Origin of the sequence: Rhodococcus sp. p52, from assembly GCF_000763325.2 — a bacterium.
GTDB classification, from domain to species: Bacteria; Actinomycetota; Actinomycetes; order Mycobacteriales; family Mycobacteriaceae; genus Rhodococcus; species Rhodococcus pyridinivorans.
The window spans coordinates 215,497-242,246 of the sequence record NZ_CP016820.1 but is presented as its reverse complement, the minus strand read 5'-3'; the positions used below and the strand labels follow the sequence as shown (position 1 = coordinate 242,246).

Annotated in this window: 22 protein-coding genes and 5 pseudogenes; 15 read left to right on the top strand and 12 right to left on the bottom strand. The window is 63.6% G+C overall.

Annotated elements, in window-relative coordinates:
- Positions 1 to 628: 628 nt before the first annotated feature.
- A pseudogene (locus IM25_RS23890) lies at positions 629 to 1,489 on the top strand (MmgE/PrpD family protein); the annotation flags it as partial.
- Positions 1,490 to 1,546: 57 nt separating this feature from the next.
- Here IM25_RS23890 and IM25_RS23885 read toward each other — a convergent pair.
- Positions 1,547 to 2,500 (bottom strand): amidase, encoded by a 954-nt coding sequence (locus IM25_RS23885; protein ID WP_232333503.1) that lies wholly within the window; start codon positions 2,498 to 2,500, stop codon positions 1,547 to 1,549.
- Here IM25_RS23885 and IM25_RS23880 point away from each other — a divergent pair.
- From IM25_RS23880 to IM25_RS23865, 4 genes are all read left to right on the top strand, one after another.
- Positions 2,491 to 3,003: a hypothetical protein gene (locus tag IM25_RS23880; protein WP_232333502.1), complete on the top strand. Its 513-nt coding sequence runs from the start codon at positions 2,491 to 2,493 to the stop codon at positions 3,001 to 3,003. The two genes, IM25_RS23885 and IM25_RS23880, sit on opposite strands and share 10 nt — an antisense overlap.
- A gap of 1,222 nt (positions 3,004 to 4,225) precedes the next feature.
- Positions 4,226 to 4,819 carry an NYN domain-containing protein gene (locus IM25_RS25765; RefSeq protein ID WP_052040208.1) on the top strand — a complete coding sequence of 198 codons (594 nt, stop codon included), beginning with the start codon at positions 4,226 to 4,228 and terminating at the stop codon, positions 4,817 to 4,819.
- Positions 4,816 to 5,631, top strand: a complete 816-nt coding sequence (locus IM25_RS23870; RefSeq protein WP_157127008.1) for a hypothetical protein — start codon at positions 4,816 to 4,818, stop codon at positions 5,629 to 5,631. Before IM25_RS25765 ends, IM25_RS23870 begins: the two co-directional genes overlap by 4 nt.
- 190 nt (positions 5,632 to 5,821) lie before the next feature.
- Positions 5,822 to 7,105 (top strand): hypothetical protein, encoded by a 1,284-nt coding sequence (locus IM25_RS23865; RefSeq protein ID WP_157127007.1) that lies wholly within the window; start codon positions 5,822 to 5,824, stop codon positions 7,103 to 7,105.
- Positions 7,106 to 7,496: 391 nt separating this feature from the next.
- On the opposite strand, the pseudogene IM25_RS27530 reads toward IM25_RS23865, so the two are convergent.
- Together IM25_RS27530 and IM25_RS23855 are read right to left on the bottom strand one after the other, a co-directional pair.
- A pseudogene (locus IM25_RS27530) lies at positions 7,497 to 8,492 on the bottom strand (ATP-dependent helicase); the annotation flags it as partial.
- A gap of 173 nt (positions 8,493 to 8,665) precedes the next feature.
- Positions 8,666 to 8,959, bottom strand: a complete 294-nt coding sequence (locus tag IM25_RS23855) for a hypothetical protein (RefSeq protein WP_157127006.1) — start codon at positions 8,957 to 8,959, stop codon at positions 8,666 to 8,668.
- A gap of 869 nt (positions 8,960 to 9,828) precedes the next feature.
- On the opposite strand from IM25_RS23855, the gene IM25_RS23850 reads away from it, so the two are divergent.
- Positions 9,829 to 10,989: a GreA/GreB family elongation factor gene (locus IM25_RS23850; RefSeq protein ID WP_232333501.1), complete on the top strand. Its 1,161-nt coding sequence runs from the start codon at positions 9,829 to 9,831 to the stop codon at positions 10,987 to 10,989.
- A gap of 94 nt (positions 10,990 to 11,083) precedes the next feature.
- A complete protein-coding gene (locus IM25_RS23845) occupies positions 11,084 to 11,737 on the top strand; it encodes a restriction endonuclease (RefSeq protein WP_052040207.1) in 654 nt (217 codons plus the stop codon).
- Between the two features lie 247 nt (positions 11,738 to 11,984).
- On the opposite strand, the gene IM25_RS26260 is transcribed toward IM25_RS23845, so the two are convergent.
- The 3 genes and pseudogenes from IM25_RS26260 to IM25_RS23835 form a co-directional block, all read right to left on the bottom strand.
- Positions 11,985 to 12,749, bottom strand: a complete 765-nt coding sequence (locus IM25_RS26260; protein WP_157127005.1) for a hypothetical protein — start codon at positions 12,747 to 12,749, stop codon at positions 11,985 to 11,987.
- Positions 12,750 to 12,928: 179 nt separating this feature from the next.
- Entirely contained in the window at positions 12,929 to 13,144 is a 216-nt protein-coding gene (locus tag IM25_RS23840; protein ID WP_033098771.1) for a hypothetical protein, read from the bottom strand.
- 213 nt (positions 13,145 to 13,357) lie between these two features.
- A pseudogene (locus IM25_RS23835) lies at positions 13,358 to 14,726 on the bottom strand (ISL3 family transposase).
- A 199-nt stretch (positions 14,727 to 14,925) separates the two neighbouring features.
- Here IM25_RS23835 and IM25_RS23825 point away from each other — a divergent pair.
- From IM25_RS23825 to IM25_RS26255, 3 genes are all read left to right on the top strand, one after another.
- On the top strand, positions 14,926 to 16,224 hold the full coding sequence (locus IM25_RS23825; protein ID WP_157127023.1) for a hypothetical protein: 1,299 nt from the start codon (positions 14,926 to 14,928) through the stop codon (positions 16,222 to 16,224).
- Between the two features lie 226 nt (positions 16,225 to 16,450).
- A complete protein-coding gene (locus tag IM25_RS23820) occupies positions 16,451 to 16,879 on the top strand; it encodes a hypothetical protein (protein WP_033098768.1) in 429 nt (142 codons plus the stop codon).
- A 123-nt stretch (positions 16,880 to 17,002) separates the two neighbouring features.
- Positions 17,003 to 17,641, top strand: a complete 639-nt coding sequence (locus IM25_RS26255) for a hypothetical protein (RefSeq protein ID WP_157127003.1) — start codon at positions 17,003 to 17,005, stop codon at positions 17,639 to 17,641.
- 53 nt (positions 17,642 to 17,694) lie between these two features.
- Here IM25_RS26255 and IM25_RS27170 read toward each other — a convergent pair.
- Positions 17,695 to 17,796: pseudogene (locus tag IM25_RS27170) on the bottom strand (recombinase family protein); the annotation flags it as partial.
- 503 nt (positions 17,797 to 18,299) lie between these two features.
- Between IM25_RS27170 and IM25_RS23815 the strand changes: the two are divergent.
- Positions 18,300 to 19,668: pseudogene (locus IM25_RS23815) on the top strand (ISL3 family transposase).
- A gap of 110 nt (positions 19,669 to 19,778) precedes the next feature.
- Positions 19,779 to 20,066, top strand: coding sequence for a hypothetical protein (locus IM25_RS23810; RefSeq protein ID WP_033098767.1), 288 nt, complete (start codon positions 19,779 to 19,781; stop codon positions 20,064 to 20,066).
- Positions 20,067 to 20,361: 295 nt separating this feature from the next.
- Here IM25_RS23810 and IM25_RS23805 read toward each other — a convergent pair whose 3' ends face one another.
- Positions 20,362 to 21,006, bottom strand: coding sequence for a DUF6226 family protein (locus IM25_RS23805; RefSeq protein WP_033098766.1), 645 nt, complete (start codon positions 21,004 to 21,006; stop codon positions 20,362 to 20,364).
- Positions 21,007 to 21,242: 236 nt separating this feature from the next.
- Between IM25_RS23805 and IM25_RS27165 the strand changes: the two genes are divergently transcribed.
- A complete protein-coding gene (locus tag IM25_RS27165; RefSeq protein ID WP_198162595.1) occupies positions 21,243 to 21,581 on the top strand; it encodes a hypothetical protein in 339 nt (112 codons plus the stop codon).
- A gap of 187 nt (positions 21,582 to 21,768) precedes the next feature.
- Here IM25_RS27165 and IM25_RS23795 read toward each other — a convergent pair whose 3' ends face one another.
- The 3 genes from IM25_RS23795 to IM25_RS27155 are packed head-to-tail and all read right to left on the bottom strand — an operon-like array spanning position 21,769 to position 22,612.
- On the bottom strand, positions 21,769 to 22,059 hold the full coding sequence (locus IM25_RS23795; RefSeq protein WP_232333500.1) for a hypothetical protein: 291 nt from the start codon (positions 22,057 to 22,059) through the stop codon (positions 21,769 to 21,771).
- Complete coding sequence (locus IM25_RS27160) at positions 22,056 to 22,310, bottom strand: hypothetical protein (RefSeq protein ID WP_232333499.1); 255 nt, start codon at positions 22,308 to 22,310, stop codon at positions 22,056 to 22,058. Before IM25_RS27160 ends, IM25_RS23795 begins: the two co-directional genes overlap by 4 nt.
- Positions 22,311 to 22,312: 2 nt before the next feature.
- The gene (locus IM25_RS27155) at positions 22,313 to 22,612 is read right to left on the bottom strand and encodes a hypothetical protein (RefSeq protein WP_232333498.1); all 300 of its coding nucleotides are present in this window, start codon (positions 22,610 to 22,612) and stop codon (positions 22,313 to 22,315) included.
- Between the two features lie 646 nt (positions 22,613 to 23,258).
- Here IM25_RS27155 and IM25_RS23785 point away from each other — a divergent pair.
- Both IM25_RS23785 and IM25_RS23780 read left to right on the top strand, forming a co-directional pair.
- Complete coding sequence (locus IM25_RS23785) at positions 23,259 to 24,437, top strand: site-specific integrase (RefSeq protein ID WP_157127022.1); 1,179 nt, start codon at positions 23,259 to 23,261, stop codon at positions 24,435 to 24,437.
- A gap of 4 nt (positions 24,438 to 24,441) precedes the next feature.
- Positions 24,442 to 25,446, top strand: a complete 1,005-nt coding sequence (locus IM25_RS23780) for a hypothetical protein (protein WP_033098599.1) — start codon at positions 24,442 to 24,444, stop codon at positions 25,444 to 25,446.
- Positions 25,447 to 25,545: 99 nt separating this feature from the next.
- Here the strand turns inward: IM25_RS23780 and IM25_RS23775 are convergent, their stop codons facing one another.
- Positions 25,546 to 26,529, bottom strand: a complete 984-nt coding sequence (locus tag IM25_RS23775; protein ID WP_065996596.1) for a pentapeptide repeat-containing protein — start codon at positions 26,527 to 26,529, stop codon at positions 25,546 to 25,548.
- Positions 26,530 to 26,750 lie beyond the last annotated feature (221 nt).

The window sequence follows — 26,750 nt, the reverse complement described above, 5'->3', positions numbered from 1 at the left end:
GGCCGGTCGTTCCCTGAGGATCGAACAGGGCAATGACGAGGGATTCGTTCGGGACCATGCCGAGGAAGGCGGGGATGCCTTCGATGAACTGGGCGTGTTGAGGCGGGTAACGGGCCGTTCTCGTTGTTGTTCATGCCTCTAGTTTACATCTTTTTTTGATGATTTTTCGATGTTTTATTGGTGCTTTGTCGGTGCTTTTCTGGTGATGCTGGTCACACGTTTTTAGGCTTTGACCTGCGGTTTTGCGGGTGTATCGGGGTGGTCCGGTGGCGGTGGTGGAGCGGGTACCTCGGTCGGTCGGTGCTGCCCTGGTGAACCGGGCGCGGTGACTGCCGGGCAAGGGCGGGTTTTCCCTTGCCCGGTGGTCGGCGGGTCCGGTAGGGCCGTGTGTGGCGACCGGGCGCGGTGCACGCGGAGCAGCGGGAACCTTGGGAGGGAGGGACAGGGGTCCGGGGCGGAGCCCCCGGGGATCGGTAGAGCCGATGCTCACCGCAGACGAGCCGGGGCACCCTCCTGGCCAGGGCGAGGGCACCGTCCGCCGGCCGCGGGAGCATACGTTTACCGACCCCGAGACCAACGAGGCAAAGATCCGACTGCCACACCGACCCTCGACACGGCTCGACCGGGCGAAGGTATCGCAGACGCCATGGGCATCGCCGCGAGTTTCGGCGCCGGATTGCTCGAAGCCAACCGCACCGGCGGCACGGTCAAGCGCGCGCACTGCGGATGGGCGGCACATTCCGGTGTCACCTCGGCAGAATTTGCTCGCGCCGGCCTCACCGGACCGCCCACCGTGATCGAAGGACGTTTCGGTTTCCTGCACGCCTTCTGCGGCGATCGGGCCGACACCGCGAAGGTCCTGGATGGACTGGGCAAACGCTGGGAACTGCCGGGTATCTTCTTCAAGCCGTATCCGTGCAACCACTTCACCCACGCCGGGATCGACGCTGCACGCACGCTCGTCCGCCAGGGGCTCGACCCCGCCCACATCGCGGAGATCGAACTCGGTGTTCCGAAACCGGTCCTGCGCACCATCGCCGAACCTCCCGCCTCGAAAGCGGCCCCCGAATCCGGATATCATGCAGCGTTCTCGGGTCCGTTCACCGTCGCACGAGCGCTGCTCGGTGGATCGGGACTCGGAGTGGGACATGCCGATTTCACCGACGAGGCCGCGAAGGATCCACGCACGCTCGAACTCGCGGGTCTGGTCACCAGCCGCAGCGACGACCGGTGCGACGAGATCTACCCCTATCAGTTCCCGGCAGTGCTGCGGGTACGCACTCGCGATGGTGTCTGGCACGAGGCTCGGGTCGACCACAATCGTGGTGGTCCGGTGAATCCGCTTTCCGACGAGGAACTCACGATGAAGTTCGATCTCAACGTCGAGAACAGGCTGTCGCCGGAGCGTGCAGCAGCGGTGGTCCGAGCTGCACTGGGGCTGCACACCGCAGATTCCCTGGAGGCCCTGATGGTGACCGTGCGCGGCTGATCGGGAACCGGGGCGCACCACTCTGCCTCGACGGGTCTCTGCCCCTCCGATGGCGGCTCACCGCGTGATGTGTAGCGGCGGTCTCCGGGTATGCCAGTCCGTTGTGCTCTGAAAGTCTTCACCGATCTCGAAGAGCAGCAATTCGTGGTGGGCGGCCGCCGTCAGTTGAGCGCCGATCGGCATCCCCGAACGAGGATGGAATCCGACCGGGAGTGCGAGCGTGGGTCCGTCGTGGAGGGACCAGGGATAACTGAACTGTCCGAGGCGGCGTGAGCGTGCGACGACATCGTCGCCACCGGCGATGCGAGGCACATCGACCGGCATGGTCGGGGTCAGTACGGCGTCGACGGTCGTGAACAGTGCACGGAGTCCGCGACGGAACTCCGCTGCGCCGGTTATCGCTGCTGTTCTCTCGGAGTCCGAGATGGACAGACCCAAGGACACGCGTGCGAGGGTGTCGGGATGGAACAGTTCGGGTGAGGAATGCACTCGGTTGCGGTGCAGCGCAGCAAGATCCGAATACAACAACGTGTACACGATGTCCTGTGCGCGAGCAGCACCGGGGACGGTGACCGGTATTGTCTCGTAGCCCAGTTCTCCGAGTTGTCGTGCCGCCGCTCGGACTGCGTCGCTGATGGCAGCGTCGACGTCGTCGGTGATGAACACCGACGGCAACCCTATCCGTCGAGTGGGGGCAGGCGACGGGGCCGGGGCGACACGCAGTACATCGAAGAGGCGGGCAACCTCGGTCACCGACCGTGCCATCGGACCGACGGTGTCGAAGGCGTCGCTGACCGGGAAGACTCCGGCATTGCTGATCGAGCCCCAGGTCGGTCGCAGTCCTGTGATGCCGCATGCCGATGCAGGCAGACGGACCGATCCGCCGGTGTCGGTGCCCAATGAGGCATCCACCAGACCTGCAGCGACCGCCACGCCGGAGCCTCCACTCGAACCCCCTGGGACCCGCGTCGGGTCCCAGGGATTGCGGACGGGACCGATGCGTGCACGCATTGCATGCAGTGCACCCATCGGCGACGCTCGACGCGCTCGGCGGTAGCCACGTCGACGTCGCCGACCTCGAAGCGGCCTTCCCCGGCCTCACTACCGACGGTGGCGAGTTCCGTGCCCATCTCAAGTTGGCCGCACTCGCGATCGCACTAAAGCGCCGGGTCATCATCGTGCAGGGCGTCGAAGCCGGCCAGAGCGATGATGAAGCCAATCCCTTCGAGAACTTCGTCCGCAGCCTTCGAGACGACCAACAGCGCATCGCCGACCTGGAAAGCCGGGTGGAGAACATCCTTCGGCGGCTATCGGCGCTCGAACTACGCTCGCCCAAGCGACTCATCGACAAGGTGATGACCCGAAAGCAGGTCGACAATCTGCTCGACACGTCGTACCGGCTGCGTGCGCTCGCCCCCACGCACAGCACAACCTCCCCGAGCTCTGATATGGTCATCGAGATCGAAAAGCACAGCGACGGAACGCTTCTGGTGTTCCCCGCCCGCGCCTGCTGACCGCGTCAACCCCACGCAAGCGCGTGATAGTCGAAGCCTTCGGAATCGCCGTCGATGCAGTCCCCGCTGATGATGGTCTCGCCTGCGCCGTGGGAGCCCACAGGGGCGGAGGTGGTTGCTAGCCACTCCGCCCGACGGAGATGGTGCACACATCGCCGGTCCGTACCCTCATGTCTTCTCGTGCAGGCCCCGCCCAGCCGCAGCCTGGAGACGTGACCAGGGCGTTCGTTGTCCACAAGAATCTCCGCCGCGCATGCCGTTTGCGCCACCCTGCCTACACGCACGCATCAGCGACGACCCGGTTCGTGTAATACAGGATCCCGATCGCCGTGCGGGTCAAACCTGACCTGTCCGCATCCAGCCTCGGTCCCTACTCGACCGGCAGCGCTCTTTCGGTCCTACACGCAGATCTCCTGTTGCGCCTCGACCCACAACGTCGACCATTGCACCGCGGTCGCACATGGCTGTACCGGTGCACTCGTGACTCCTGGCCACGGCACCACCAAGAATTGACGTCTGCGAACGCACCCCCTCGCCCACCGCAGTCGTCATCTCGGCTCAGACACGCCCGACCGACACGACCGCCTCAAACCGGCCGTGGTGTCGATAGGGCCTTGGCACGGCAACTCCCGCGATAGCTTCAACTCGACTCGACACACCTCCCGTCCGATGTCTCCCATCGGCGTGCACCGTCGGGCCGAACGTCCGGCGTCACAGTGACGAAGCGCCGGGTCGACACCGCCCTGCCCTTCCAACCCGATCTTTCTGATGAGAAGACAAATCGAAGTACGAAATTTGCGTTTGAAGATAAGACACTGATTCAAACCAGAAAACGGCAATGAAGGTCCGTCCTTATCTCACTCGTTCATTAGGACATCATCCGAATCTGAAAAATCTGAAGCTCTCAGATCTATTTCTGTTGATCCCATATCCGAAGGGGTATTTAATCATCCCTGTTTTGAGGTGCTTCAAATGGAAAGTCTCAAAATTAACACAAACCCGCAGGTAGAGGAGCTTTCGTCGGTCCAATATCGGCCCGCACGGGCGGTGGACTCTCACGCTAGCGAGCCTATCGCAGCACCACTGGAGGACTGCACAGAAAATTCACCCCAGATCGGGCTTGCGGAATTCGGCGACGGCTGTAAATATACAAATGCCCCGCCGAGAATCGGTTGGTAGCCAGGAGGGCGAGCGTTCGGATTCGGTTGTAAGGAGAACACTCGTGAGTGATACCCCTGCGTCTTTCAAGCTCGTCGTCGACTTGTTCAACGTGCTGGACGGCATGGTCAGCGTACTTCCCTGGGGTCGGCCCAGCAACACCGTCGACCTGAACATGGGCCGGATGGCCGACGTCATCGCCGCCAAATCGAACCGGCCGATCCGCTTCGACGAGATCACCGTCCACATGGGGGTATGCGACCCCCACCGCCACCCCCAGCGATACGCCACCGAGCAGGTGATGGTTCGCCGGTGGCAACGCGATCCCCGCGTGAGTGTCCGCAGTCGCCCCAGTGCGTTCGATCCCGTCACCGGCACCTACACCGAGAAGGGCGTCGATACCGCGATCACGTTGGATCTGTGCACCTCTCAAGGGTCCGGCCGCTTCGACGGGGTCGTGCTGTTCAGCGCCGACGCCGACTTCGAGCCGGCACTCGAACAGGCCTACCGGGCACCGGGCGCGACCGTGCAGCTGGCACGATGGGCCGGCCAACCCAGCCGACTGTGGCTACCGGGCGAGAAACTGTGGTGCTTCTATCTCGACGAAACCGATCTCGCCCGGTGCTCGGTGCCGTGCCCCACCTGGGGCATCGCATGATCGAGCAGCACACCGGAACCGTCGCGACCAGCACCGAGTTCCTCGACGTCCTGTCCGACCGGATGGCGCCGGACGGGCCGTGGGCCGCGGTGGCGGGCACCGTGGAAGCGGCGGAGATCGTCATCGAGGCAGCCCGCAGCACCGTTTTTGAGCCCGCACGCCGCCTGGTCGCAGAAGAGACCACAGATCCTCGGCGCGAGCCGAGGTCAGGTCATCAGTGGCCGGACACCGAGGGGTTCTATCTGGCCACGATCGTGGTGCGGTTCGCTCAGCTGCTCGACAGTTGCGAGGCGGTCACCTCCTTGCACCGCAGCGGCCACCACCGCGCGGGATGGGCGGTGCTCGGCCAAGGCGCCGAGACCCTCACCCGCCTGTGGATGCTGACCGAAACGATGGTGTTCGACCAGCCGCGGGACGAGGCTCGACGCTCCTCTCACGCCTGGTACGCCTTCGCTCAGACCTACAACAGGTGTGGACTCGGTGCCCCGGTGGCGGTGCACCCCTTCGATGCCGCGTTGGGCAATGACGTCACCGAAGACGAGGACGTCAGCCTCGACGCCGGCCGGCATCGAGCGCCCATGCATGCGCGTGACCTCGTCGCCGCGATCACAGAAGGCGTCCGGCTCGCGCAGGTGCACATCCCGGGTGCGCTGCAACTGGACCCCAACGCGACAGCGGAGTTGCACAACCCAGCTACGGATTTCGACAACACCCGGCTGGCGCAGTCGCAACTACGGCTGACCGCAGGACTCGTCCACACCGCAGCGGTTTCGGTCGATGCAGCTTTCACAATCAGTATTGGCCACCGCTGAACGACCGGGAACGCACCGCATCGGACCATCGGCTCCCCACCGCCCCAACCCCGATCCGTCGGCACCCGTTCACCGGTCGCCTGCGTGTTCTTCCCGGTCAACGATGTATCGACCGGGAAGAACACGAACTTTAGCGCCACTACCTGCTTCGATGAACGCAGCTCGACGGAAGACACCCCGAGGAGTGAAGGTGCAGAATCTCCCGCATACCGCGTCCACCGATCTGCTCGACCAGGTCGCCGACCTCATCGCCGAGGACCAACCCCATCGTGCCTACACGGACGAAACCTGGACGACGCTGGGGCATTTCGAGGCCTTCTCTGTCGAAATGCCACAAAGCTATCTCGGCTACCGGTACCGTCTCCGGGTCCTCTTCGACGGTCAGCGTGGCTCGCTGCCTACGGTGGACGTGCTTCGGTTCATCGCGATGACCGTCGACGACGGCAGGACGCTCCGGCAGCACCTGACCAAAAAGTATGGTTCGTTCGATGAACCCGGATTCGGTGACGGGCAACCGGATAAAGCGTATGTCGACGAAGCAACCGAACTCTTGGCCAAGGTAGAGTCCTGGGAACGATGGAAGCACGGCGTCGACACGATCACAGCGCAAAGCGAGACTCTTAGCCACCTCGAGAACATGATCGCTCTCCTCCTGGTCAGCGACATCCCGGATGCTTCCGAGGTCCACGACTACTTCATGACGGAGATCTTCAAGCGCCTCGACGAGGCCGGTGTATCGACGACACGTGCCTTCATCACGAACGCGCTGCTACAGACGCTGCTGGACGATCGGGCGCACGATCCTGGCCGGGCAGTGCAGAAGATCCGGGACCAGTTCCGCGATCTGCGTGAAGGCCGGTACGAGTTCCTGCGCCGATACGAGGACAGTCTCACGCGCAGGAAGTTCGAACTAGAGGAAGAGCGGATCGACTTCGAAGTCCTGCCCCCAGGCACCGACCTGGAGGAGCATGCGCGTAGAGAACATCGCCGCACCGCACCGAACTCGGGACCCCGCCTTGCACCGGAAAAACTCCAGGTACTGAAGGATCTCGAACAGCACTTCGGACCCGACCGATGCCAGCGACTACGCGGAATCCCCTCCCGGAACAACCTTGCCGGGCCGTTCGACAGCAACATCAACGGTTCCTACCTGGTGTTGGTCATCCGACATATTGACCGCAACGGCCGTCATGTCGGAGACGACGCGATCGCTATCAGCCCCCTCGCTGGTCAGGCCACGTTCTACGTGCGACACGACGCCGTCGACCATTCCTGGAAGGAAATCTTCTCCTACCCCAAACGTGACGCAACGGCGATGGGGGCCCGCCGCCTCCTTCTGAAAGGAGGAACCGGATGGGACCCGGCGACCGCCTTACGGGAACGGTTGATTGCCCTTGCCCAGTGCTCACCGCACCGATTCCGCGAAGGCACCCCTATCCCGGTTCCGGGCGCCCACAAGTACACCGTCACCTGACCGCAAGGATGCGGCGACGGGCGACTTCCTCGCCCCTGACACAGGGGATGCTGCGAGGCGGCGCCTCCGGCCGCTCGGCGTAGGTCCACGACCGCCGCCGGCGGCAGCTCGGCAGTCTGGCTGCGCCCCGGGATTGCTCCCTACCATCTCGGTGCCTTGCAGGACCCAGGCTGTCCCATGAGCAGCCACGTCGCTCACCCCATAGGGCCTCGACGACTCGATCTCGCAGACCACACCGCGATGTCCCCTCGATCAGGATTTCGACGGGCGCCCGTGAATGCGTTGCATGCGCGACGGACCCGCCATTGCTCGCGGCAGAGAGACGGAGAACTGGGTGGCGATCTCCACGTCGGGATTCCCATGCTGATCGTCTGGTCCCGTGTTCATGCCGTCAGGGGGAGTGGATTCGCTTCGCTACTCGAACAGCACGCCGCAGATCTGCGGACTGCGGCGGGTTCTGGAACAACCTGCCCACACGGCCGATCAGCGCTTCCTCGGAGACCGACATCTTCCCCGCTGCCGCAATCCGGCCGTACTGCACAACCTCGTTCGGCGGAACGACGTCGATTGTCCGGGGGCCGAGCTCGCGGGCGATCGCAGTCGATTGTGTGGGGAGCCGGAACGTGAGCGGTTTGTTCCCGGATCGCCCCAACGGATTCTCGGAAACGATCAATCCGCTGCGCTCGGCAGCCGAGATCGCGCGGTTGAGCAGGCGCGGGACCTCACCGTTCAGGTCGCGGCCTGATGCGCATTCGGTGTACACCTGGTGGATTCGCCATCCCGTCATCGGGCCTTCCACGGACACAATCGATACGACGTTGTCGACGATTGTGTCGGGGGGTGTCTTCGAGATCGACGGCAGCGCTTGACGAAAGACGGGATACGGCATCAGGACAGTCGACTCCGCTGCTGGCGTGCGCGGTGCGGTGCTTGCCTTGCCGCGAGCAGGCACGCCGCACGGTCGATCGGCGGCTGGATCGTCCACCGGTTGAACAGTCGCTTCGTCGAGTAGCGGCTCGAGCATCTCACCGGCGGCGTTCGGAGTTGCGGGCGTGATGGGCGCCGTCGCCGCCGATTCCGGCGCGGTCGAGTCCCGCGTGGGACTCGACGCGCCAGGAACGTGCGCGGGTGTGGCTGCCGGTTGCTGTGCCGGAGCCGCCGGCACGCCGTACCCGAAGAGCCGCTCGCGTTCCGCGGCGATGATGTCGCGCGCCAGTTCCGCCTCGGTGATGTCGTAGGCTTCCGGCGCGCTCGCTGCAGTGTCGCTCTCGCGAGCGAAACTCTCGAACAGTTCCTTCTTCCGGGCCAGAAGATCTCGGACCCGTTGATCGACTCCCTCGTCGGACACAAGCCTGTGCACCTGTACGGATTCCAGTTGACCCATCCGTGGGCGTACCAGGGTGAGTCGGTTGCGGGTAGTGCTGTGGCCCCGGCACGCGAGGGGGCCAGGATGCAAGGGAAAGGTGCGGACTCCGGACAAAATCCACCTGAACGCCGCCGACGCCTTTCGGGGCGTGAGCGTATCGAGCTTCTGGTTTCCGTTGCGAAACTGCAGCGTGGTCAGTCGATTTCGCGCAGTGTTGTCTCGATGCGAGTGATTTCCCGAGCGACTTTGGTGGGGTCGTCACCGTGATCCGGGGTGAGGTCGCCGCTCCTGAGGGCTGCGAGCGCGGCGTCGACGGCCAGTTCGACGGTGGGATAGGCGCCGATCGGGTGGCCATTGTGTGCCCACCATGCGCGGATGAAGCAGCCGTTGGGCGATGGACTGAACCCGATTGCCTGATCGCCGCGGCGGATGGTCGGGCAGTGGGGCGGGTATCCGCTGGTCATCGACGGTCGGTCATCGGACGTCATCGAGCAACTCCTTCAGTGTCCGCGCCTCGGCCTGTGAGTCGCGAGTGTTCGACGAGACGATCTCATATGTTCGACGGTCTGAGTCGGCCACCCGTCTCGTCGCCAGAGGGATTGCCGCCGCGCAGAGACCCACCACCAGCGGACCGTTCAGCCCCCACGTCGCTGGTCGTCGCCGCTCCGTTGGCCGAACCCACCCCAGCGCCTCGGTCGTGTCACGCATCTCGAGCGGTCCGCAAGTCACTGTGCACACGGACCTCGGCTGTGGCCAGTTCACGTAGCCGCGGACATGCTCTCGCACAGGATCATCCTGGTCTCGGTCGCGTCCTCGGCCATGCCGACAGGTGCGGGTTGGATTGCGCGTCTTGAAACCTTGGTAGAGGGGTGGTCTGTCGCCGACGGAAGCAGGACCGATCGCCCCAGCTCGCAACGTCTCATAAGTTCATTCCGAATTGTTGTGTTGAAAGCACGTTACGAGAGCAACTTCCGACCCAGCACAGCGTGCGAGGGACGAGTGGGTGGTGGATAGGTACGCCCTGATCAAGTCGATGCGTCGCTACGATGTGGCGCGTGAATGGTCGCCGTGTTCGATTGCAGGAGTTACGCCGCCGAGCGAAGCGCCTCTTGCCGTCCTTATCGTTGAAGCGGGTTCCAGAGGAACCTGCCGACGATCCAACTGACATGGCATCCCCAAAGGGCACGGTGACATCAGATGCTCAACCTATGACGGTCGCGACTGGCAGCGAAACGACGTCCAATGAGCCAGATCCCCTGCCCGACACTGACTTACCGGTCGACGAGGGAACCTCAGGGGGCCGATCACCGAGCCGACCGGTCCTGAGTCGTTCGACCGCGAACTCGATCAGTATCGGATGGCCGGCGATGAACTCGCGGAGCAGGAACGGGAACTCCGCGTGAAGATGGACGAGTGCCGCGATGGCGGTGACCTGCTGGTGGACTACCAGCGATACGACAGTCAGCTCCGGCAGGTGCAGGCGAGGCAACGGGATCTGACGGTCGCTCATGCCCGGTACATCGCCGACCGGGACCGGCTCGCCGCGTGGGGACCGACCGAGGACTGGGTGGTAGCCGGGTCTATCGTGACCGTCCGATACCTGGACGGTCACCGAGACACGTTCGTGCTCACCGAGCGTCACACCGACAGCGAGTACGAGACCGTCTCGTACTCGTCACCGATGGGCCAGGCCGTCCGGAAGCGAAGGGTAGGCGACAAAGTCGCACTTCCCGCGGGAGCTCCGCTGGTGATCGACAGCATCATCCCCGGTTTCCGCAGGCACCCCGGTTCTCGCGCTGAGATCAATCCGGAAGCCGATTCGCCCGCTCCTCCCAAGGAGAAGCGGATAGTGCCGACCGCCGCAACATCCGAGGAAGCACTTGCCGGGCAGCGGTGTCGCGATAAGGCCTATCGCAACGATCTGTACAGGAGGCGGTACGACCCGAGCGTCCGGCCGATCAACGAGTACGTCGACAAGTTGCGGGCCGGGCGTCGCGTGTCCATTCCGTATGTGGCGCCGACCTACGGTGGCGTCGACGCGCGGTTGCTCACGCTCATGCAGGACCCGGGCCCGAAGACCGGCCTGACCAGTGCCGACGGATCCGGCATGATCTGCCTGGAGAACGTCGACCTCACGGCCGCTCGGCAGAAGTTCTTCTTGGATGAAGCCGGCATCCGCATTTCGGAGATCGTGTCGTGGAATGCCTACCCGTGGCCGAAGCCGCACCCCCAGACCGACCGATCGGACCGTGAGGCAGCCGAGGCGCTGCGCGGATTCCTCCTGCTGATCCCGAACCTTGAGATTGTGATCCTCAACGGCGCTGTTGCCAAGCGTATTTGGCGTGTCCTCGAGGAGATCGACCCGGCGTGTGCGGCAGGCATCTCGTCGTACCCGACATTTCACACGAGCGAACGAGCGGTCAATCCAACCCAGAGGTCGCTCGAGTACATCGCCGAGGTCCACACCGACCTGAGCAACAAGTACGCAGCAGCCGCCCGCCGGTTGCACAGCGTGTGAGTTCATCGATCGTCACGCGCAGGAATGCGTCGACCGGGACCAACCTGAAGTACGGATTGTCGACGTCGGACCCCCGACCCGACCTAACCGTGAGATGGGCTTTGTCGATGCTGCCGTGACCTCTGGCGGCTCCGACGTACGCTCGTCCGGCGCCCTGGCCCAGGTGAAGTGGCGCGGCGGTATAGTCGGTCGCCCCGAGCTGCAGAACCTGGTCAGTGCACGCGGGCACGAGTTGTCGAAAAGGCTGTTCTTCTTCGCCGCTTCCGACTACTCCCAACACGCCGTCGAGTACGCCGAGGTGATGTCCATCGCGCTGTTCATCTACGAGCCGGACGGAACCCTCATCCCCAAAAACCGGCACGCGGCCGTCACCGCCGCCCGCACCGGCACCGTCCAGAGTGCCTTCGGAAAACAGTGGCGGAACTGGTGGGCATTGTCGTCGATGTCCGTACCGCCTGCCTCGACCAGATCAGGGGTGAGCAAGCCCGGGGTGTGGGCACGCGTGATATGGCCGTTCCTCAAGGTGCACTGGCGCATCCTCGGGGCGGTATTCTTCACGCTCGCAGTACCCGGCTGGATGGGAGCCGTCGTGAATCCGGATGAAGCGATGGGCGAAACCCGTATGGGCAACGCCGGCTTCCTCGCAGGTGCGATCGTTGGTGCTGCGATCTTCTGGACGCTGTATTTCGTGGACCGGGACAACAAAAAGCGGATTCCATCCCCTCCGGATGAGGGCCGACGCGAGTAACCGGCGCCTCGCTCGACGGTCCCCGACCACGATGTGGCAATGCGTCACCCGTCCGGGGCCGGTCATCCGGCGACTCAATTGATGGATAATCCTTATAATCCACCTACAGGCGGTGGGAGATTTCGAAGCAGATCCGGGCATCATCGCGTCCCGGCCAGATCGAGGTCCAGCCCTACCGCCTCCGTGATTCCGAGGCGCCTCATGCAGCCGTCCCGAGTCCGATCCTGGAGCATCCCACGGTCACCTCTCAGTAGTCGAATCCGGCGAAATTCCTGGGCCATTGAACTTTTCCGCCAGACTTCACGAAACTGTTGAGTGCAGCGCTCGAGCCTTTACCTGGATCTTTTCCTTCGAAACTATACGGAGGGTACTTACTGCGGAACTCGATGCGCTCCACCATGACCAACCCGTACGCTTTTAATGGTGATGTCTGCCGCCAGCGGCCACGGTTACTCCAGGCCCACCCTGATGATCCCAGAAGAAACAAGTCTCTTCCGATATGGTGAAAGATCGAGTCCATCTCGGTGTCGGAGCAGTGCCCGTTCTTGGGAAAGAACATCTCTGCCTTCGCCGTACATAGTCTTCCGGTTGTGGACAGAAGCAATGCGTCTCCAGCGATTCGCCCGGTGAAGTCTCCTTCTCGTACATCGGCTCTACCGGCCAGCGCGGTCCGGTGATACCCACGTTCGGCCTGATCAACATCGACGGAGATCAGCCAGAAAGCATCCCGATAGGTTCCTTTCCCGTCACGTGGTGCAGCGCAACGCCATGTCTTTACACCAGAATTTCGGAGTTGCTCAGCGCATTTAAGTGCATACGAATCCAGCCGCTTCTCCCACGTGGTAGAACCGGTACTTGCTGCTGGATCTGTCCATGTATCAAAGGACGCAAGCCGGTGCTGATCAGGCGATCGACGCCGACTATGCGGCCGGGCTGTAGGGGCGGTCCGCGCGACGCTCTCTTCCTTCTGCGAGGTCAATCCCAGCCAATCAAGGAAACCCATAATCGCCATTTCTTTCGATTAACAGAAAAATCATTCGGCAAATAGACGTCGGAATCCTATCCGAGCTTGTAAACGGAGTCCAGTGTCATGAACGTGGTTTCATGCGACCGCGCGCTCAAGCACAGAGACGGGTTGGTCAAGCACAGCCGGGGGTGGCCGGCAAGTCCCGGCCACCCCCGAAGTGCGGTCTACTTGTTGCGGCTGTTGCCGCCGTTGCGGGTGCCCTTCGCGCTGGTCTCACTGCGCATGCGGGCCGCCTCGTTGTTCGCGCGGTCGCGCAGCAGGGCGCTGCCTTCTGCCTTCGTGTCGGCAGTGTTACCAGTGTTCTCGATCGGTGCCGAGGCCACGTTCCACATGATGCTTCCAGCTGTAGCAGCAGCCTTGGCCTTGTCCACGATTCCCATATCAGCCTCCTGATCTGTTGTCGAGCTGCCGGACGGCGTCTCGTTCTCAACGATGACGAACCAGAACGAGGCTGAACAGGGTCAGATTCTGCCCAAAACAGGTCAACAGAAACTGTTCCACTTCGGCCAATTCCTGATCTTGAATCTAGTGCTACCGCATCTGAAGATGGTGTTTCAGACATGAGAGGACCTCCACAATCGGGCTCTTCGCAGTTAGCAGTGGCATTGGCGCCGGCTGGGTGCGACCCGACGTGACCGTCGAGTGCAGGCCCACCGTACCCGGCGGCGTTGGTTCTCCGGGGTACGGAACCCGAACGCGATACGGCCGACGTGCTTGACGATGCGGTTGTAGCCTTCACTGCGCGCATTCGACAGGCCGGTGGTGATCGCCAGGATCATCGGTTCCTGCCACGCCGAGACGGTCGTCGCCAGCTTGCCGATCTCCGGGACACGGCATGCCGCGCAGAACGTGTAGAACCGATACAGCCTGTCCCGGATCTCATGGCGAAGGCCACCACGATCGGTGCAGCGCAACACATCGCGCAGTAGTTCTTTGGCGATCCATGCCGCAGCGATGTCCCCGTGCGGGTCGGCGGCGGTCAGCTTCTCGAACAGGGCCGATCGTTGTTCGTCGGTCAGGCGTTCGGAGGCCCGCAACAACCGTCGTCGATTGATCCATTCGACATCGCTCTTGCGGCCGCGCCGACCCCGCTCGGCCTGGGTGACCCTGCGCCGGACGGTATCGACCATCTCGTTGGCCTTCTTGACCAGGTGGAACCGGTCCACCACCAGTTGTGCGTGCGGCAGTGCCTCGCGCACCGCCTTCGCATACACCGACGACATGTCGATCGCGACATGGGTGATCTGTGCCTTCCACGTCTCGTCGCGGGCGTCGAACCAGTCGATCACCACCGCCGAGGTGCGTCCGTTGACCTGCGCCAGCAACCCTTGATCGCCGGTCAGGTCGACCAGTCCGGTGTCCCACCGGTCCACCCATCTCCGTTCCCCGGTCTCGGGGCAAGTTTCCCATTTCGCCTTCCCGCGTCGGGTCTCATCGATCCCGAGCACCATCACCGGCTCAGGCTCGCCGGCCAGGGCGGCGTCGGCGACCACGACGAGGTGGCCGTGGACGGTGTGCCAGGCGCACCCGTAGTCGCCGGCGACCGCGGACACCGACCGGTCCCCGTCGAGGACCGCCTCGACCAGCAGCGCCTTCGCTCGTGGCGTGACCCGTGCCCGGGACGGCACCCCCGGCGTCGACTCGGTGAACACCTTACGGTCACAGGAGGTATTGGTGCACAACCATTTCCGTTTCCGCCACACCAACAGCGGACGGTCGGGTCCGACCTGCACATCCCGCGGTCTGGTGGTGACCCAACCCTTCGAGCGCGATGATTTCTGCCCGCACTGCGGGCACATCCCGACCCATTCGGGTGCCGTTGCGATCTGCACGATCCGGCTGTCGTCGACCGTGCGCTGCACCGATTCGACGATGACGCCGTCGAGATCGAGCAGCAATGAACTACCGTGGTGCATGCCCGCGTTCCTTGCTGTCCTGGATGCCTGAGAACACCCAGCTCACAAGGGCGCGGGCCCTTTTTCAATCACCGACACGGCAACGGGGTCGATCGGCACCAGCCCCTACCAAGTGCGAAGAGCCCACAATCGTGAACAACGCTACGTCCGATCCTTCACCGTTCTCGGCATCCGAGAGACTCGCCAGCCTTTATGAAGCTGCGAGACAAGAGCGCGGACTGACATGGGACAAGTTGAGAAGGGCGGTGAACTTCGAATCTGAAGCAACCCTCAAGCGCCGTTTGATGAGGGGCTCATCGAATAATTCCGGACCGAGACTCGACGAGGTTCCGACGTTCGTTGAGGCACTCGGGATCGCTCCGGACCGACTGTTGCGCGCGTTGCTTCCAGCACTCGAAGACGAACGTTCTCATATCCTTCACGGCAAGAAATGGCAGATGCGTGCCCAAGAACTCGAAGACGAACTCGCCCGCCGCCGCCAGGCAGGAGGGGTACAGCTCGATCTCGTCGAAGACATTACCGCTACCGGACGATGGGCTGTGGGGATTCTGCCTCACCGCTCCGGCCCCTCGCCCGAAGCAGAAGTCCTGTCGGGTACCAGAATTGCAGTGACACCTGCACGTCCGGGACTTCTTGCCCCTGGCCAAAGCGTGCGTGCCGCATTGATCGAGGAGTTCGGGGCAGTGATCCGCGATCGGGCCGTTTTCCTGGCCGACCATGTTCGACCACGCCCCACCCCGCCGCTCGAGGCGGCGCCCAATGACGTCGTCTACCTGTCCATCCCCGCCTTCACCCGCGACAGAGTTCCCTCGAAGGCGCCCATCTTGTTTCCGAAGCTGAACTCGAGAACCGTCCTGGTCGTCGCCCTCACCCAGTCATCCTGGCGCCACCATGTCGCTGCGATCGCCGCGAGAGCACTCGGCTGGGGGTTGACCAACAGCTCCTCGATCGAGCGAACGGCAACACCGCCCCGTGAGCGCGACCGTGACGACCATATCGAGGAGATGAACAAGTTGCGCAACGACGGTCTCGCGCGTCTTCTGTTCGATCCACCGCAGGACACGTTCATCCACCACGTAGGTCGAGCGGTCGTCGGGGAATACCCCGAACCGCACACCCTAGTCCGCATGATCGACGACGTCGAGTACCGTGACCGCTTACCGTTCGTGGTTCTCCTGACCGAATCCGACAGGGTGATCGCCCGTCAGAGCTTCAAAGCTCTGCGGTCGGACAACGGGAAACCGCGTTTCTCTGTGGAAGAGTGGACCGCATGGCGCGATGAACTCCGTGACGCGGTAGAGCAGCTCCCCCGATCTCATCGCCTGATTCTTCCATTCGATTTTCCGTGGGAGCAGCGAGACGACCAAGACAGTCCCCCTGAGGACGCCGAGGAGTTCGATCGAAATATGTGGCACAGCAGCGCGATACTCGCCGACACGATTTTGCGAACCATGGGCAGCCTCGGAGGCTTGAACAGTAACGCCCGTCCCAAACGTGTCGATCCTGAGGCAGAACGCATCCTCCGGTCGATCCACCCCTACTAATTGAGAGAAGGAGAACGATCATGCGTTGTTCGGCCTGTAAAGGAACCACCGCGTGCGAGACGTGCAACGGCTCCGGGTGGAGAGCCGAGGGCACCGTCAATCAAAACAAGTGCTCAGCCTGCAAAGGCACCGGCACATGCAGACTGTGCGAAGGATCCGGCCAGGAGCCTCCACTGAAGTAGCCGATTGTGTACCCGGTCGTCCCAACCCCAAGCCAAGGACTCACATGGATTCTCTTAACCTCTCCGGCAACCCTTCTCCTGCGATCCAGAACCTGGACCGGTTGATCCGATCTGCCGGCGGCTTGAACCCCACGATCTACGCCGACATGAATCCGGTCGATCTCATCGGTCACGTTGTGTCGAACGTGCCGACGGTGGGCCGCTCGGAGGAACAGTCGAACGGAATGTTCATGTTAGACCTGGGTGGCTTACGGTTTCATTGGACCGCTTGCCAGGACAGCCTGGGCAGTTGTCTGATCTTCTTCGTCACGCATTTCACCGAAGTGACCGGAGCACAGCTCATGGCGCGGTTTCTCGATGAACTCAAGCTTGGCAGTTCCAAAGGCGGCTTCGAGTACGGAATACTCGATGGTCCGATGTATCAAGCGGATCCGTCAGTGTGTCGAGTGCTTGCCCACGGCAATATCGTCTGAGCGATACGCCAGCACCTGCGAGTCGTGGACAGGACATCCAGATTCCCTGTCCCCCACTCACACCTGTTTGACGCCTACACATGTCCTTGCCCGCAAGTCAGATAGATCGACGAGAGGCGCCCTATGGATCGAACCAAGTACGACGCCAGCCATATCGACTGGGACCGGTTGAAGAAGTACGCGCAGCGAGTTGCGCGAGAGACTGCAATGCCTCTGAGTCCTCCGTTGACGTACCGAAAAACGACATACACCGATGTGCCGGTGACGAAGACCACCGCCGGCTTTCTCGGATTCGGCTCCCGCAGCTACGTAGTTCATGAACGCAGACCTGTTTTCCGCGAGGTGCAGGCTCTCGGCCCGCACTGGCCGATCGACCGGCGCCATTGGCACAAAGAAGCAAACACCAGAAGCGGAAACGTTCGAGTTCAAGAAACCAACCACGAGTATTATACTCTCGCATTACTCCCCGACGGGTCCCTGGTCAAGGCAATGCTGACTGAGGAGGAGGTCATGAACTTCCGCGAGAGCCATGCCAAACTCGTGTATCACGAGCGAGAGCACTCAATCCGTGCAGTAAGCGAATCCGACGTGGTCGCGCTCGACTTCCAGAAGTGGTATCGCGATTCGGGCCGTCACAATGTCGGCACAAAGGTGTGGGGAGACCGGGATCCAGGAAATCGGCTGCTTCGCCACACAAAGGGTGTCGGGATCAATCTTGCACTGAAGGACCTGCTCGAAGGGCGTACACCGAGGAATGCATGACCGCCTCCTCAGGACACCTCGCCGGCGACACACCGGCATGGTCACGTACGCCTCTTCACTCCGTCGTACCGGGCGGCGCCGAGGCCGACGTGGGTGCGTTCGCGGATAAGGTTGCGTTCGAACTCGGCCAGAGCTCTGAAGATGGTGAAGATCATCGGCAGCGAGACGCAGACGTAGCTGTCTCGGATCGGAGGGCAGGGACGCACGGATCGGGCGGAGGTACGAATCGAGTCCGGTGCGGTGGTGCACGAATCCCGCCGGTCTGTCTCTGGCGCCGTGTCGTCGCAACGGGTACGAAGCTCACGAACATCGGCGTATTAGGGTCGGCACCGCGACCGGCCATCTGCTCGGGGGATCCGAGTACCCACTCGGTAGGGCCGCTGACCGTGGTGCGATGCAGCCACCTTTACCGAGTCCCGCCTGCAATCCAGTTACCCGGGCGTGGCAAGAACGCGGTTCCTCATATGTAGTTCAAACGGATGACAAAGCCGTTTTCAGCGAGCATCGGACGATAGATGGCGATAATCTCTGCCACGGCTTACGGCATCCCGGAGCCACTTCTTACCAGACAGGAGAAACCGGCTCTTCGCACTTGGTAGGGGCTGGTGCCGATCGACCCCGTTGCCGTGTCGGTGATTGAAAAAGGGCCCGCGCCCTTGTGAGCTGGGTGTTCTCAGGCATCCAGGACAGCAAGGAACGCGGGCATGCACCACGGTAGTTCATTGCTGCTCGATCTCGACGGCGTCATCGTCGAATCGGTGCAGCGCACGGTCGACGACAGCCGGATCGTGCAGATCGCAACGGCACCCGAATGGGTCGGGATGTGCCCGCAGTGCGGGCAGAAATCATCGCGCTCGAAGGGTTGGGTCACCACCAGACCGCGGGATGTGCAGGTCGGACCCGACCGTCCGCTGTTGGTGTGGCGGAAACGGAAATGGTTGTGCACCAATACCTCCTGTGACCGTAAGGTGTTCACCGAGTCGACGCCGGGGGTGCCGTCCCGGGCACGGGTCACGCCACGAGCGAAGGCGCTGCTGGTCGAGGCGGTCCTCGACGGGGACCGGTCGGTGTCCGCGGTCGCCGGCGACTACGGGTGCGCCTGGCACACCGTCCACGGCCACCTCGTCGTGGTCGCCGACGCCGCCCTGGCCGGCGAGCCTGAGCCGGTGATGGTGCTCGGGATCGATGAGACCCGACGCGGGAAGGCGAAATGGGAAACTTGCCCCGAGACCGGGGAACGGAGATGGGTGGACCGGTGGGACACCGGACTGGTCGACCTGACCGGCGATCAAGGGTTGCTGGCGCAGGTCAACGGACGCACCTCGGCGGTGGTGATCGACTGGTTCGACGCCCGCGACGAGACGTGGAAGGCACAGATCACCCATGTCGCGATCGACATGTCGTCGGTGTATGCGAAGGCGGTGCGCGAGGCACTGCCGCACGCACAACTGGTGGTGGACCGGTTCCACCTGGTCAAGAAGGCCAACGAGATGGTCGATACCGTCCGGCGCAGGGTCACCCAGGCCGAGCGGGGTCGGCGCGGCCGCAAGAGCGATGTCGAATGGATCAATCGACGACGGTTGTTGCGGGCCTCCGAACGCCTGACCGACGAACAACGATCGGCCCTGTTCGAGAAGCTGACCGCCGCCGACCCGCACGGGGACATCGCTGCGGCATGGATCGCCAAAGAACTACTGCGCGATGTGTTGCGCTGCACCGATCGTGGTGGCCTTCGCCATGAGATCCGGGACAGGCTGTATCGGTTCTACACGTTCTGCGCGGCATGCCGTGTCCCGGAGATCGGCAAGCTGGCGACGACCGTCTCGGCGTGGCAGGAACCGATGATCCTGGCGATCACCACCGGCCTGTCGAATGCGCGCAGTGAAGGCTACAACCGCATCGTCAAGCACGTCGGCCGTATCGCGTTCGGGTTCCGTACCCCGGAGAACCAACGCCGCCGGGTACGGTGGGCCTGCACTCGACGGTCACGTCGGGTCGCACCCAGCCGGCGCCAATGCCACTGCTAACTGCGAAGAGCCGAGAAACCAAATGGCAAGAGAGTGCAACGAATGCGGCGGCGAGGTCACCGAGGACGGACGCTGCCAGAACGACGACTGCGGCGCGAAGAGCTAGAACGATGACGACAACGTCCGGTGAAGGTACGGATTTCTCCGTTAAGAAGGTCCCCAGTTACTCCAAAGACCAGCTCGCGGAATACTACGCCCGGTTTGGTGATCGCTTAAACAAGCTGATGCGCCTTGAGACGTACTACCGAGATCAAGGAGAAATCGCTGAACGAAGTGGAGACTTCGCGGTAGCGTCGGACTTCCGTAGTCTTCAGGCAGCGGCCCGCAACCTCGCCGAATCCGTCGCCAAGGACCGAGCAACTCTGAAGGTTGAGTACGACCTCCGCGACCTCGACTAGTCTCCAACTGATAACGCTGTCGACTCCTGTTCGATTGAATGTCGTCGTCAAGGGCATGCGCTAGAAGCGCCTGTCAGCCGACGACCGAAGACATGTTGCGCGCATGTGGCAGGTGACGCGATTGTGAACTTCGGTGATAGGCGGCACGGTTCTGAGCGTTGACAATGGCATAGTGGCCGGGGGAACCGCTGTGTCCCCGGGGTACCCGTCGGCGTAGCAGGGGCCGACGATCAGATCCATCTCTCGTACTGGTCGGCGGGCGGCGGCGACGAGTCGAAGTCGAGGGTGTGGCCCATCACGGCGACATCCTCCCCGGCGGGACACCGAAGCTGTGTGGCTTGCGGCCGATTTGCGGGGTGGCTGCGGCGTCCCCACCGCCCCTCACCGGTCGCCGGCAGGGCCCTTGCGTGGCCCAGGGACGCCAGTGCCCGTCCGGCGGCGGCTGAACCGTGCCGGCGCGCAGCTCGCTCATGCGGTGGAAGGACAGGGTCCGCGTCCCGCGGCTGCTCCAGCCGTCACCGTCCCAGGCGTGCTCGAGTACCCCATGGACATCGTCGAGGTGTTCGGACAGCCGCCCTTCGGCCGCCGCCGTGCAGTACTTGATCAGATCCTCGACAGCGTCGTCGACCTGCTCGTCGCAGGCATCGCACCCGCAGGCAGGCAACGCGATGTGCTGCCAAGCACCGATGTCCAGGTACAGCCCCGGAAAAGAGGTCGTGGTGATCGTCAACGGAGCCTGATCCGGGTGCGGGGCAGTGATCCGTATCGACTCGATCGGCTGGATAGCCGAGGCGGGCCGCAGGGTTGCCGGACCCCGGGTCGCGGTCACCTCGAACCGTTCGGCGAGATCTGCCACCAGCGTGTCGGCGGCCAGGAGGAGCGGGGCGAATCGCTGCGGGTTGCTCATCCGGCCGTAGGCCTGGTCCGGTGGATCCTCCATGTCCGGCCCCTGTCGCGAGTTCGTTCTGCTGTTCCGGCGGCGTGACCCGTCCACGGGCGCACTCGGTGCGGCGCGCCTGGTCCGAGTCGATCTGCACGCCGCCGTGACCATCGGTCCACCGCTGGAAACCGCGATGATGGCCTATCGGCCGTTTCTGACCGGCAGTCCCCCGGCGATCGTCGACGGCACCGCCGTCTACCAGGTACTCGACGGTCTGACCATCGCAGGTGAACTCGTTGCCCGATCACGTCCTCGGCGGCGGACAGATCGGGGACCTGCTCTGGGTGGTCGGTCATCCTCCGGACGGGACCGGCCGTGGGCGGTGGTGGCCCCTGCCCGGGCCCGCGACGTATTCCGCCGAGCACCAGTACTGGTTGTTCACCCGGCTCGATCCGGCCACCTGGGAGCTGATCGTGAGCACCCCGATCCGCAGCCCCCGCCCGGACGTCACCGTCGACGGGGCCGGCACCGTGTGGGTCACCGCGGCGGGCGTGCACGCCCTGCCGCAACAGCACATGAGCCCGCCGAAACTGCTCGACGTCGCCGAACTGCTCGACCGCTCCCGCCTCCGGTAGCCGAACAACCCCGAGCCGCGGGTTCGTGTATGCACACGGCTCGATCACCGCTCCGGCGGCCTCCGCACATCTCCGCTCTTGTCGAGATGCAGCTAAGACTGACAGCACACGCCGCTTCAGAATGACGGATTCCGGGCGTGGTGACAGTGCTCGTCACTATTCGTGCCTGGTCATGAACATGCGGTGCTCACTGCAAGGATGCACGCCGCATCAACCCCCACCCGGTGAGATGAACGAGCGCACCGACCAGCGCTCCCAGCACGCCACCACCGAGGACCGACACGGCCATGTACCCGTGCGGTGAGGGCGAATCGATACGGGCGGACGCGAAGTCGAGCGGTTGATAACCGGCGGTGTAGAAATCGAGCGGCTGCGAGGCGAACCACCACAACGCGGCAGCGCCGGCGATGCCGCACACCACACCGAGCCCGGTGAACACCAGCACAGTCGTGATTGCCGTCCTCGGACGTGGGTTCACGATCGCTCCGTGACGTCGGATCCGTTCGTCGCAGGCGGGATGTTCTCCGGGATGCCGAAGCCCGGCATGTCCCACAATTGCGCCGGCTCGAGGACGCTGCCGTCGTCGGGCCACAGCCGCAACCGCCACACATCCCCCGGCGTGGTCGAACCGGGCCAGCCGTAGTTGACGAACCCGCGCCCGGATACCTCGACCACATACCGGCCCGGCGGCACCGCGACCGTCACCGGTTCGCTGGTCGGAGACGACACGCTCACCCCCCGGCCGCATCGATCTCGAGGCGGTTTTCGCTGACCTGCTGCCATGCCAAGCGATCGGCTGCGGGACGGCGGTCGAAGACCTGCACGTCCACGCTCATCTCGTAGTTGTTCTGGTGCGGGCACACCACCACAATCATGGTGCCGTCACCGGCGCTGGGCTGCTCCGCCTGGGCCTGCTCGAGCAGCTCGAGCTCATTGTCGATGTCCCCGAGCCCACCGTCGAGACAGAACTGCCCGTAATCCATCGCCAGCACCACCACCGTTTCCAGGATCGGGCTCGCCTGTGCGTTCATGCCGTTGATCTTGACACGCCCACCCGACAACCTTGTGGCTCCGCGCCAACGATCCCCGCGGCCGCACCTCATCTCGATCCGGTGCCTCCACAACCGTGAGGCAGATTGACAATCTACTTCGACGGAAAGGGAGGTGACGTTGACTGCACTTCTTACGCATAAGTACAGGTACAAGCGATGGCGGCCTGAATGATCGTTGTCAACCTGCGTGGTCGGGCTTGTCAATCTTCGCTGCATCTCGACAACAACAAAAAGTGTAGGTTCTCGTCGAACTTGTCAGTAGTGCAGTGCGTGGACCTGCGATGTTCCAAGTTCGTGTCAGCCAGGGATTCTCACGATCTTGTCAGAATCCTCGGACATCCCGGGCGGCGTGAGACAACCCGAGGGGCCTGAGCTGGGGAAAGCAGGACTGGGTGACACGAAACGCGGAAAATGACATGCGAGTGACACGGAATCTGGAAAGTGACACGTCCTCGTGGAACCTACAGACAAATCGGGCACGTTTCGTGACCTGGGGTTATGTCAATCATGGTTTGTGCGGGGTCGGTGCTGATAATTGACATTAGCGCACCATCTCCGTCGAAACCCCTGCTGAGCGCGATTTCCGGTGGGAACGTGTCCGAACGGGGCGGTAGGCTCCCGTTTCGTGCCCGACGACCTGCTGATGCGCCATCCGGACCCCTCTGACGCCTCCGTGTCGACCGCCGCGGAGCCTGCTGCACCGTCCGTGCCGGTGCTGCCGGTCGAGACCCTCGCACAGGTGGCCGGGACGGCGGTGCGGTCGCGGTCCGAGTCGACCCGGCGTAACTACGCCGCGGACTGGAGCCGGTTCACCGCCTGGTGCGCCCGGGAAGATCACGCCGCGTTGCCGGCGCATCCGCTCACCGTCGCCGCCTACCTCCACGACGCGGCGTCGACCGTCACAGAGGTGGGGGAGCGGGCCTACTCACCCTCGACGTTGGCGCGGTGGGTCGCCGGGATCGGCTACCACCATCGCCGCGCCGGCCATCCCGCTCCCGGGGCGGACGAGCTGGTCACCGCGACCCTGTCCGGGATCCGGCGGGACTATGCCGCGGCGGGGCAGCGACCCCGGAGTCCGCGGGCGCCGCTGCTCACCGCCGACATCGTCACCATCGTCGACACAGCACGGGCACGTTGCGAGGGGTGGGCGGACGAGGTCCTCGAACGCCGCGACTCCGCCATCTTCTTGGTGGGGTTCGCCGGCGCGTTTCGCCGCAGCGAACTCGTCGCACTCACCTGCAGTGACGTCTCGCTGCACCGGCTCGACGGGGTGCACATCAAACTCCGCAAGACCAAGACCGATCAGGAAGGACGAGGCACGGTGCGGGCGCTGCCGTTCACCCACTCGCACACGAGTTGCCCACCGTGTGCGTGGCTGCGATGGGCGCAGGTCGTCGCCGCCTCCGACACCGGGGGCCGGCCCGCCGTCATCCGCCTGCTGCGCACCGCCGAACCCTTCGAGGCGCACGTGTGCCGCGGTGTACGCCCCCGCGTGGTCCCGTCCTCGCCGTTCTTGCGGTCGATCCGCAAGAACGGCAACCTCTCCGACACCCCGCTCTCAGGAGCGGCCGTGCACCAGGCGATCCGCCGCCGCGCCGCACAGGCCGGCTACGACCCCGAGATCGTGAAACAGTTGGGTGGGCATTCGCTGCGGGCCGGGTTCGTCACCCAGGCCTTCCGCAACGGCGCGAGCGCGCACGCGATCATGCGCCAGACCGGACACACCACCCCCGCCATGCTCGAAACCTACGCCCGCGAACACGCACCCCTGATCGGCAACGCCGTCACCAACCTCGGGCTCTGAGCCGATGGGTCTTTCGTTCGAGCGACTCGGCGACCCGCCGGAAACCACGGCGGGCCTGCACATCCCGGCCCGCTACCGGCACGACTGGGCGCTGTTCGCCGACTGGTGCACCGCCGCCGACCACCGCCCCATCCCGGCCGGCCCCGAAACGCTCGCGCTGTTCCTGCACGAACACCCCGCTGCGCCCACGACGCAGCGGCGCCGGCTCTCCGCGATCAACGCCGTCCACACCCGCCACGGCTACCCCGCCCCCGGGCGCACCGAGACGGTGCGCCGGCACCTCGATGCCGGTCGTGCTCAGCGTCTCGACCGGCTCGGGTGCCTTCTCGTGCAGCGGGCGGCCGAGCTGCCCACCACCGGCTGGCCGAGTGGACTGTTCGGCCGCCGCGACGCCCTTCTGCTCATCCTCGCAGCGACCGGCATGACCTTCACCGACATCACCCGGTTGCGCCGCCGCGACATCCGACTCGAGGGCGACACCCTGGTGGTCACCGCCAGGTCCGGCGAACGCGTCCGGCTTTCACCCGATCCCGAAACCGAGGACAACCCAGCCGTCACGATCTATCGGCGGTGGGCAGACATCCAGACGTTCCTCGACCAACACCCGGGCACCCACCTGTTGCGCCATCACCTCACCGACCCAGTCGAGATCATCACCGATCTACTCGATGCGGAGCAGGCATGGCAACCGTTGTTGTGTCCGATCGACCGCTGGGGCCATCTCCCACACGCGCAATCGATGACCCCGCAGTCGGTGTCGATGCTGGTGCGGATGCACCTGTCGGGTCGGGCCCCGGTGCGCAGGGCGCTTCCCGTTCCCCGACCGGACGACGCCGATGTCTGGGTCGCGCCGGAGATCGACCTCGAACCCGGATACTACGACCGGGGCACCGCCGCCCGCCGCCGCGACCACGAGACTCTCGTGGACCTCGCCGATGTCTTCGACGAAATCGAACAGCGCGCCGACGCCTTGTGCGACGACTTGCTAGCCGCGTTGGAGGGACTGTGAACGGAATCCGACGGCGGTCACATGGCGACACTGCACGCATGCAATGCACGTAGTGCGTGCAGTTGGGTCGACCGTCTCTCGATTCGCTCGACCTTCTCCTTATACATCTAGATCTTCCGGGGGAGGTGGGTCTGTGACACCTAGGGTGAAACCACGTTCGAACATCGGGATCACGTTCCCGAGTCTGGCCTCGATCTCAGCTCTCGCAATAGGATCCTCGATTTCGGATGAGTCAACACGACCCCTAAGCTCCGCGCCTGAACTGGGAGCGATTTGCACGTTCACGGGATCCGACACATTGCTTTCTCCCTCGACTGCACGGATCTCAGTCTCGATCTTTGCTAGAGCTAATTTGTTCCGAGCATCCCGCTTGTCGAGCAGAGCTCTGCGTTCCGATTTACGGCATAGCATAAGAATCAAGTTGAGGAGACGGCTGTCTTCGCCGCGATCTACTTCGCGAGCCACGCCCCGGACGCCGGCGAAGAGAGCACCTGACTGGATGCTCAATTCGATTAGCTCAAACCACAAAGGGCTGCCGTAACGGATTCGCGTTGTTTTGATCTCGATGCCGTAGGGAGTGCCGACTGCGACAGCAATCTGTCCCGTCTCCCTGGTTGTGGGCGTGGTTCTTACTCCAACTTCCACCGCTAATCGACAAAGCGTTTCCACGGCCCTCATAAGATCCAAGATGGTCGCGGGGTCCTCGCCAGCGCCGAGTGCCACCTCGATTGAAACTCCGGCCACCGCATTGTCAGGGAGAACTCGTTCTTGTTGGGCTCGGAACTCGAGACGCTCAATCGAAGCGGACGATAACGCGCGGAGCGAAACGTCCGCGCGGGTCAGGTTCGCGTCGGTCAGGACCGTGCGGGACAGGTCTGCCTCGGTCAGGTCCGCGGCAGGCAGCTTCGCGCGGGTCAGGTACGCGTCGGTCAGATCCGCGCCGGTCAGGTCCGTGCCGGTCAGGTCTGCGCGGCTGAGATGGGTACGTGATAGGTCAACTCCGATAAGAGCAAGCGATCTCAACCTGATGTTGGCCAGGTCGAGGTACTCGTCAGGTCTTCTCTCCGATCGCCATTGAGCCACCCATGCATTCCATTGGGCTGGGCGTTCCTGGGTCAGGAATGCGACGGCTTCATTCGGAGGTCGTATCGGCACTAGTCAAACCTAGGCCAACTCAAGGAGGGAAACCGGCCGATACGGGCGGATCCACTTCCCCGTGGTCTGCGAGAAGTTCCCATACGAGGGTTTCGGCATATGCAAGCTGTGGGTTCACTCAAGCCAAAGTGTTCGGTTATAGTTTCGTG

Coding starts and splice junctions, on each gene's coding strand:
- IM25_RS23870 (WP_157127008.1), top strand. CDS start 4,816: ATGATCGAGCAGCACACCGGAACCGTCGCGACCAGCACCGAGTTCCTC.
- IM25_RS23810 (WP_033098767.1), top strand. CDS start 19,779: ATGACGACAACGTCCGGTGAAGGTACGGATTTCTCCGTTAAGAAGGTC.
- IM25_RS23845 (WP_052040207.1), top strand. CDS start 11,084: ATGGGCTTTGTCGATGCTGCCGTGACCTCTGGCGGCTCCGACGTACGC.
- IM25_RS26255 (WP_157127003.1), top strand. CDS start 17,003: ATGGATCGAACCAAGTACGACGCCAGCCATATCGACTGGGACCGGTTG.
- IM25_RS23805 (WP_033098766.1), bottom strand. CDS start 21,006: ATGGAGGATCCACCGGACCAGGCCTACGGCCGGATGAGCAACCCGCAG.
- IM25_RS23855 (WP_157127006.1), bottom strand. CDS start 8,959: ATGACGTCCGATGACCGACCGTCGATGACCAGCGGATACCCGCCCCAC.
- IM25_RS26260 (WP_157127005.1), bottom strand. CDS start 12,749: ATGGCGATTATGGGTTTCCTTGATTGGCTGGGATTGACCTCGCAGAAG.
- IM25_RS27155 (WP_232333498.1), bottom strand. CDS start 22,612: ATGAACGCACAGGCGAGCCCGATCCTGGAAACGGTGGTGGTGCTGGCG.
- IM25_RS23840 (WP_033098771.1), bottom strand. CDS start 13,144: ATGGGAATCGTGGACAAGGCCAAGGCTGCTGCTACAGCTGGAAGCATC.
- IM25_RS23780 (WP_033098599.1), top strand. CDS start 24,442: ATGGGTCTTTCGTTCGAGCGACTCGGCGACCCGCCGGAAACCACGGCG.
- IM25_RS23820 (WP_033098768.1), top strand. CDS start 16,451: ATGGATTCTCTTAACCTCTCCGGCAACCCTTCTCCTGCGATCCAGAAC.
- IM25_RS23885 (WP_232333503.1), bottom strand. CDS start 2,500: ATGCGTGCACGCATCGGTCCCGTCCGCAATCCCTGGGACCCGACGCGG.
- IM25_RS23850 (WP_232333501.1), top strand. CDS start 9,829: ATGGCCGGCGATGAACTCGCGGAGCAGGAACGGGAACTCCGCGTGAAG.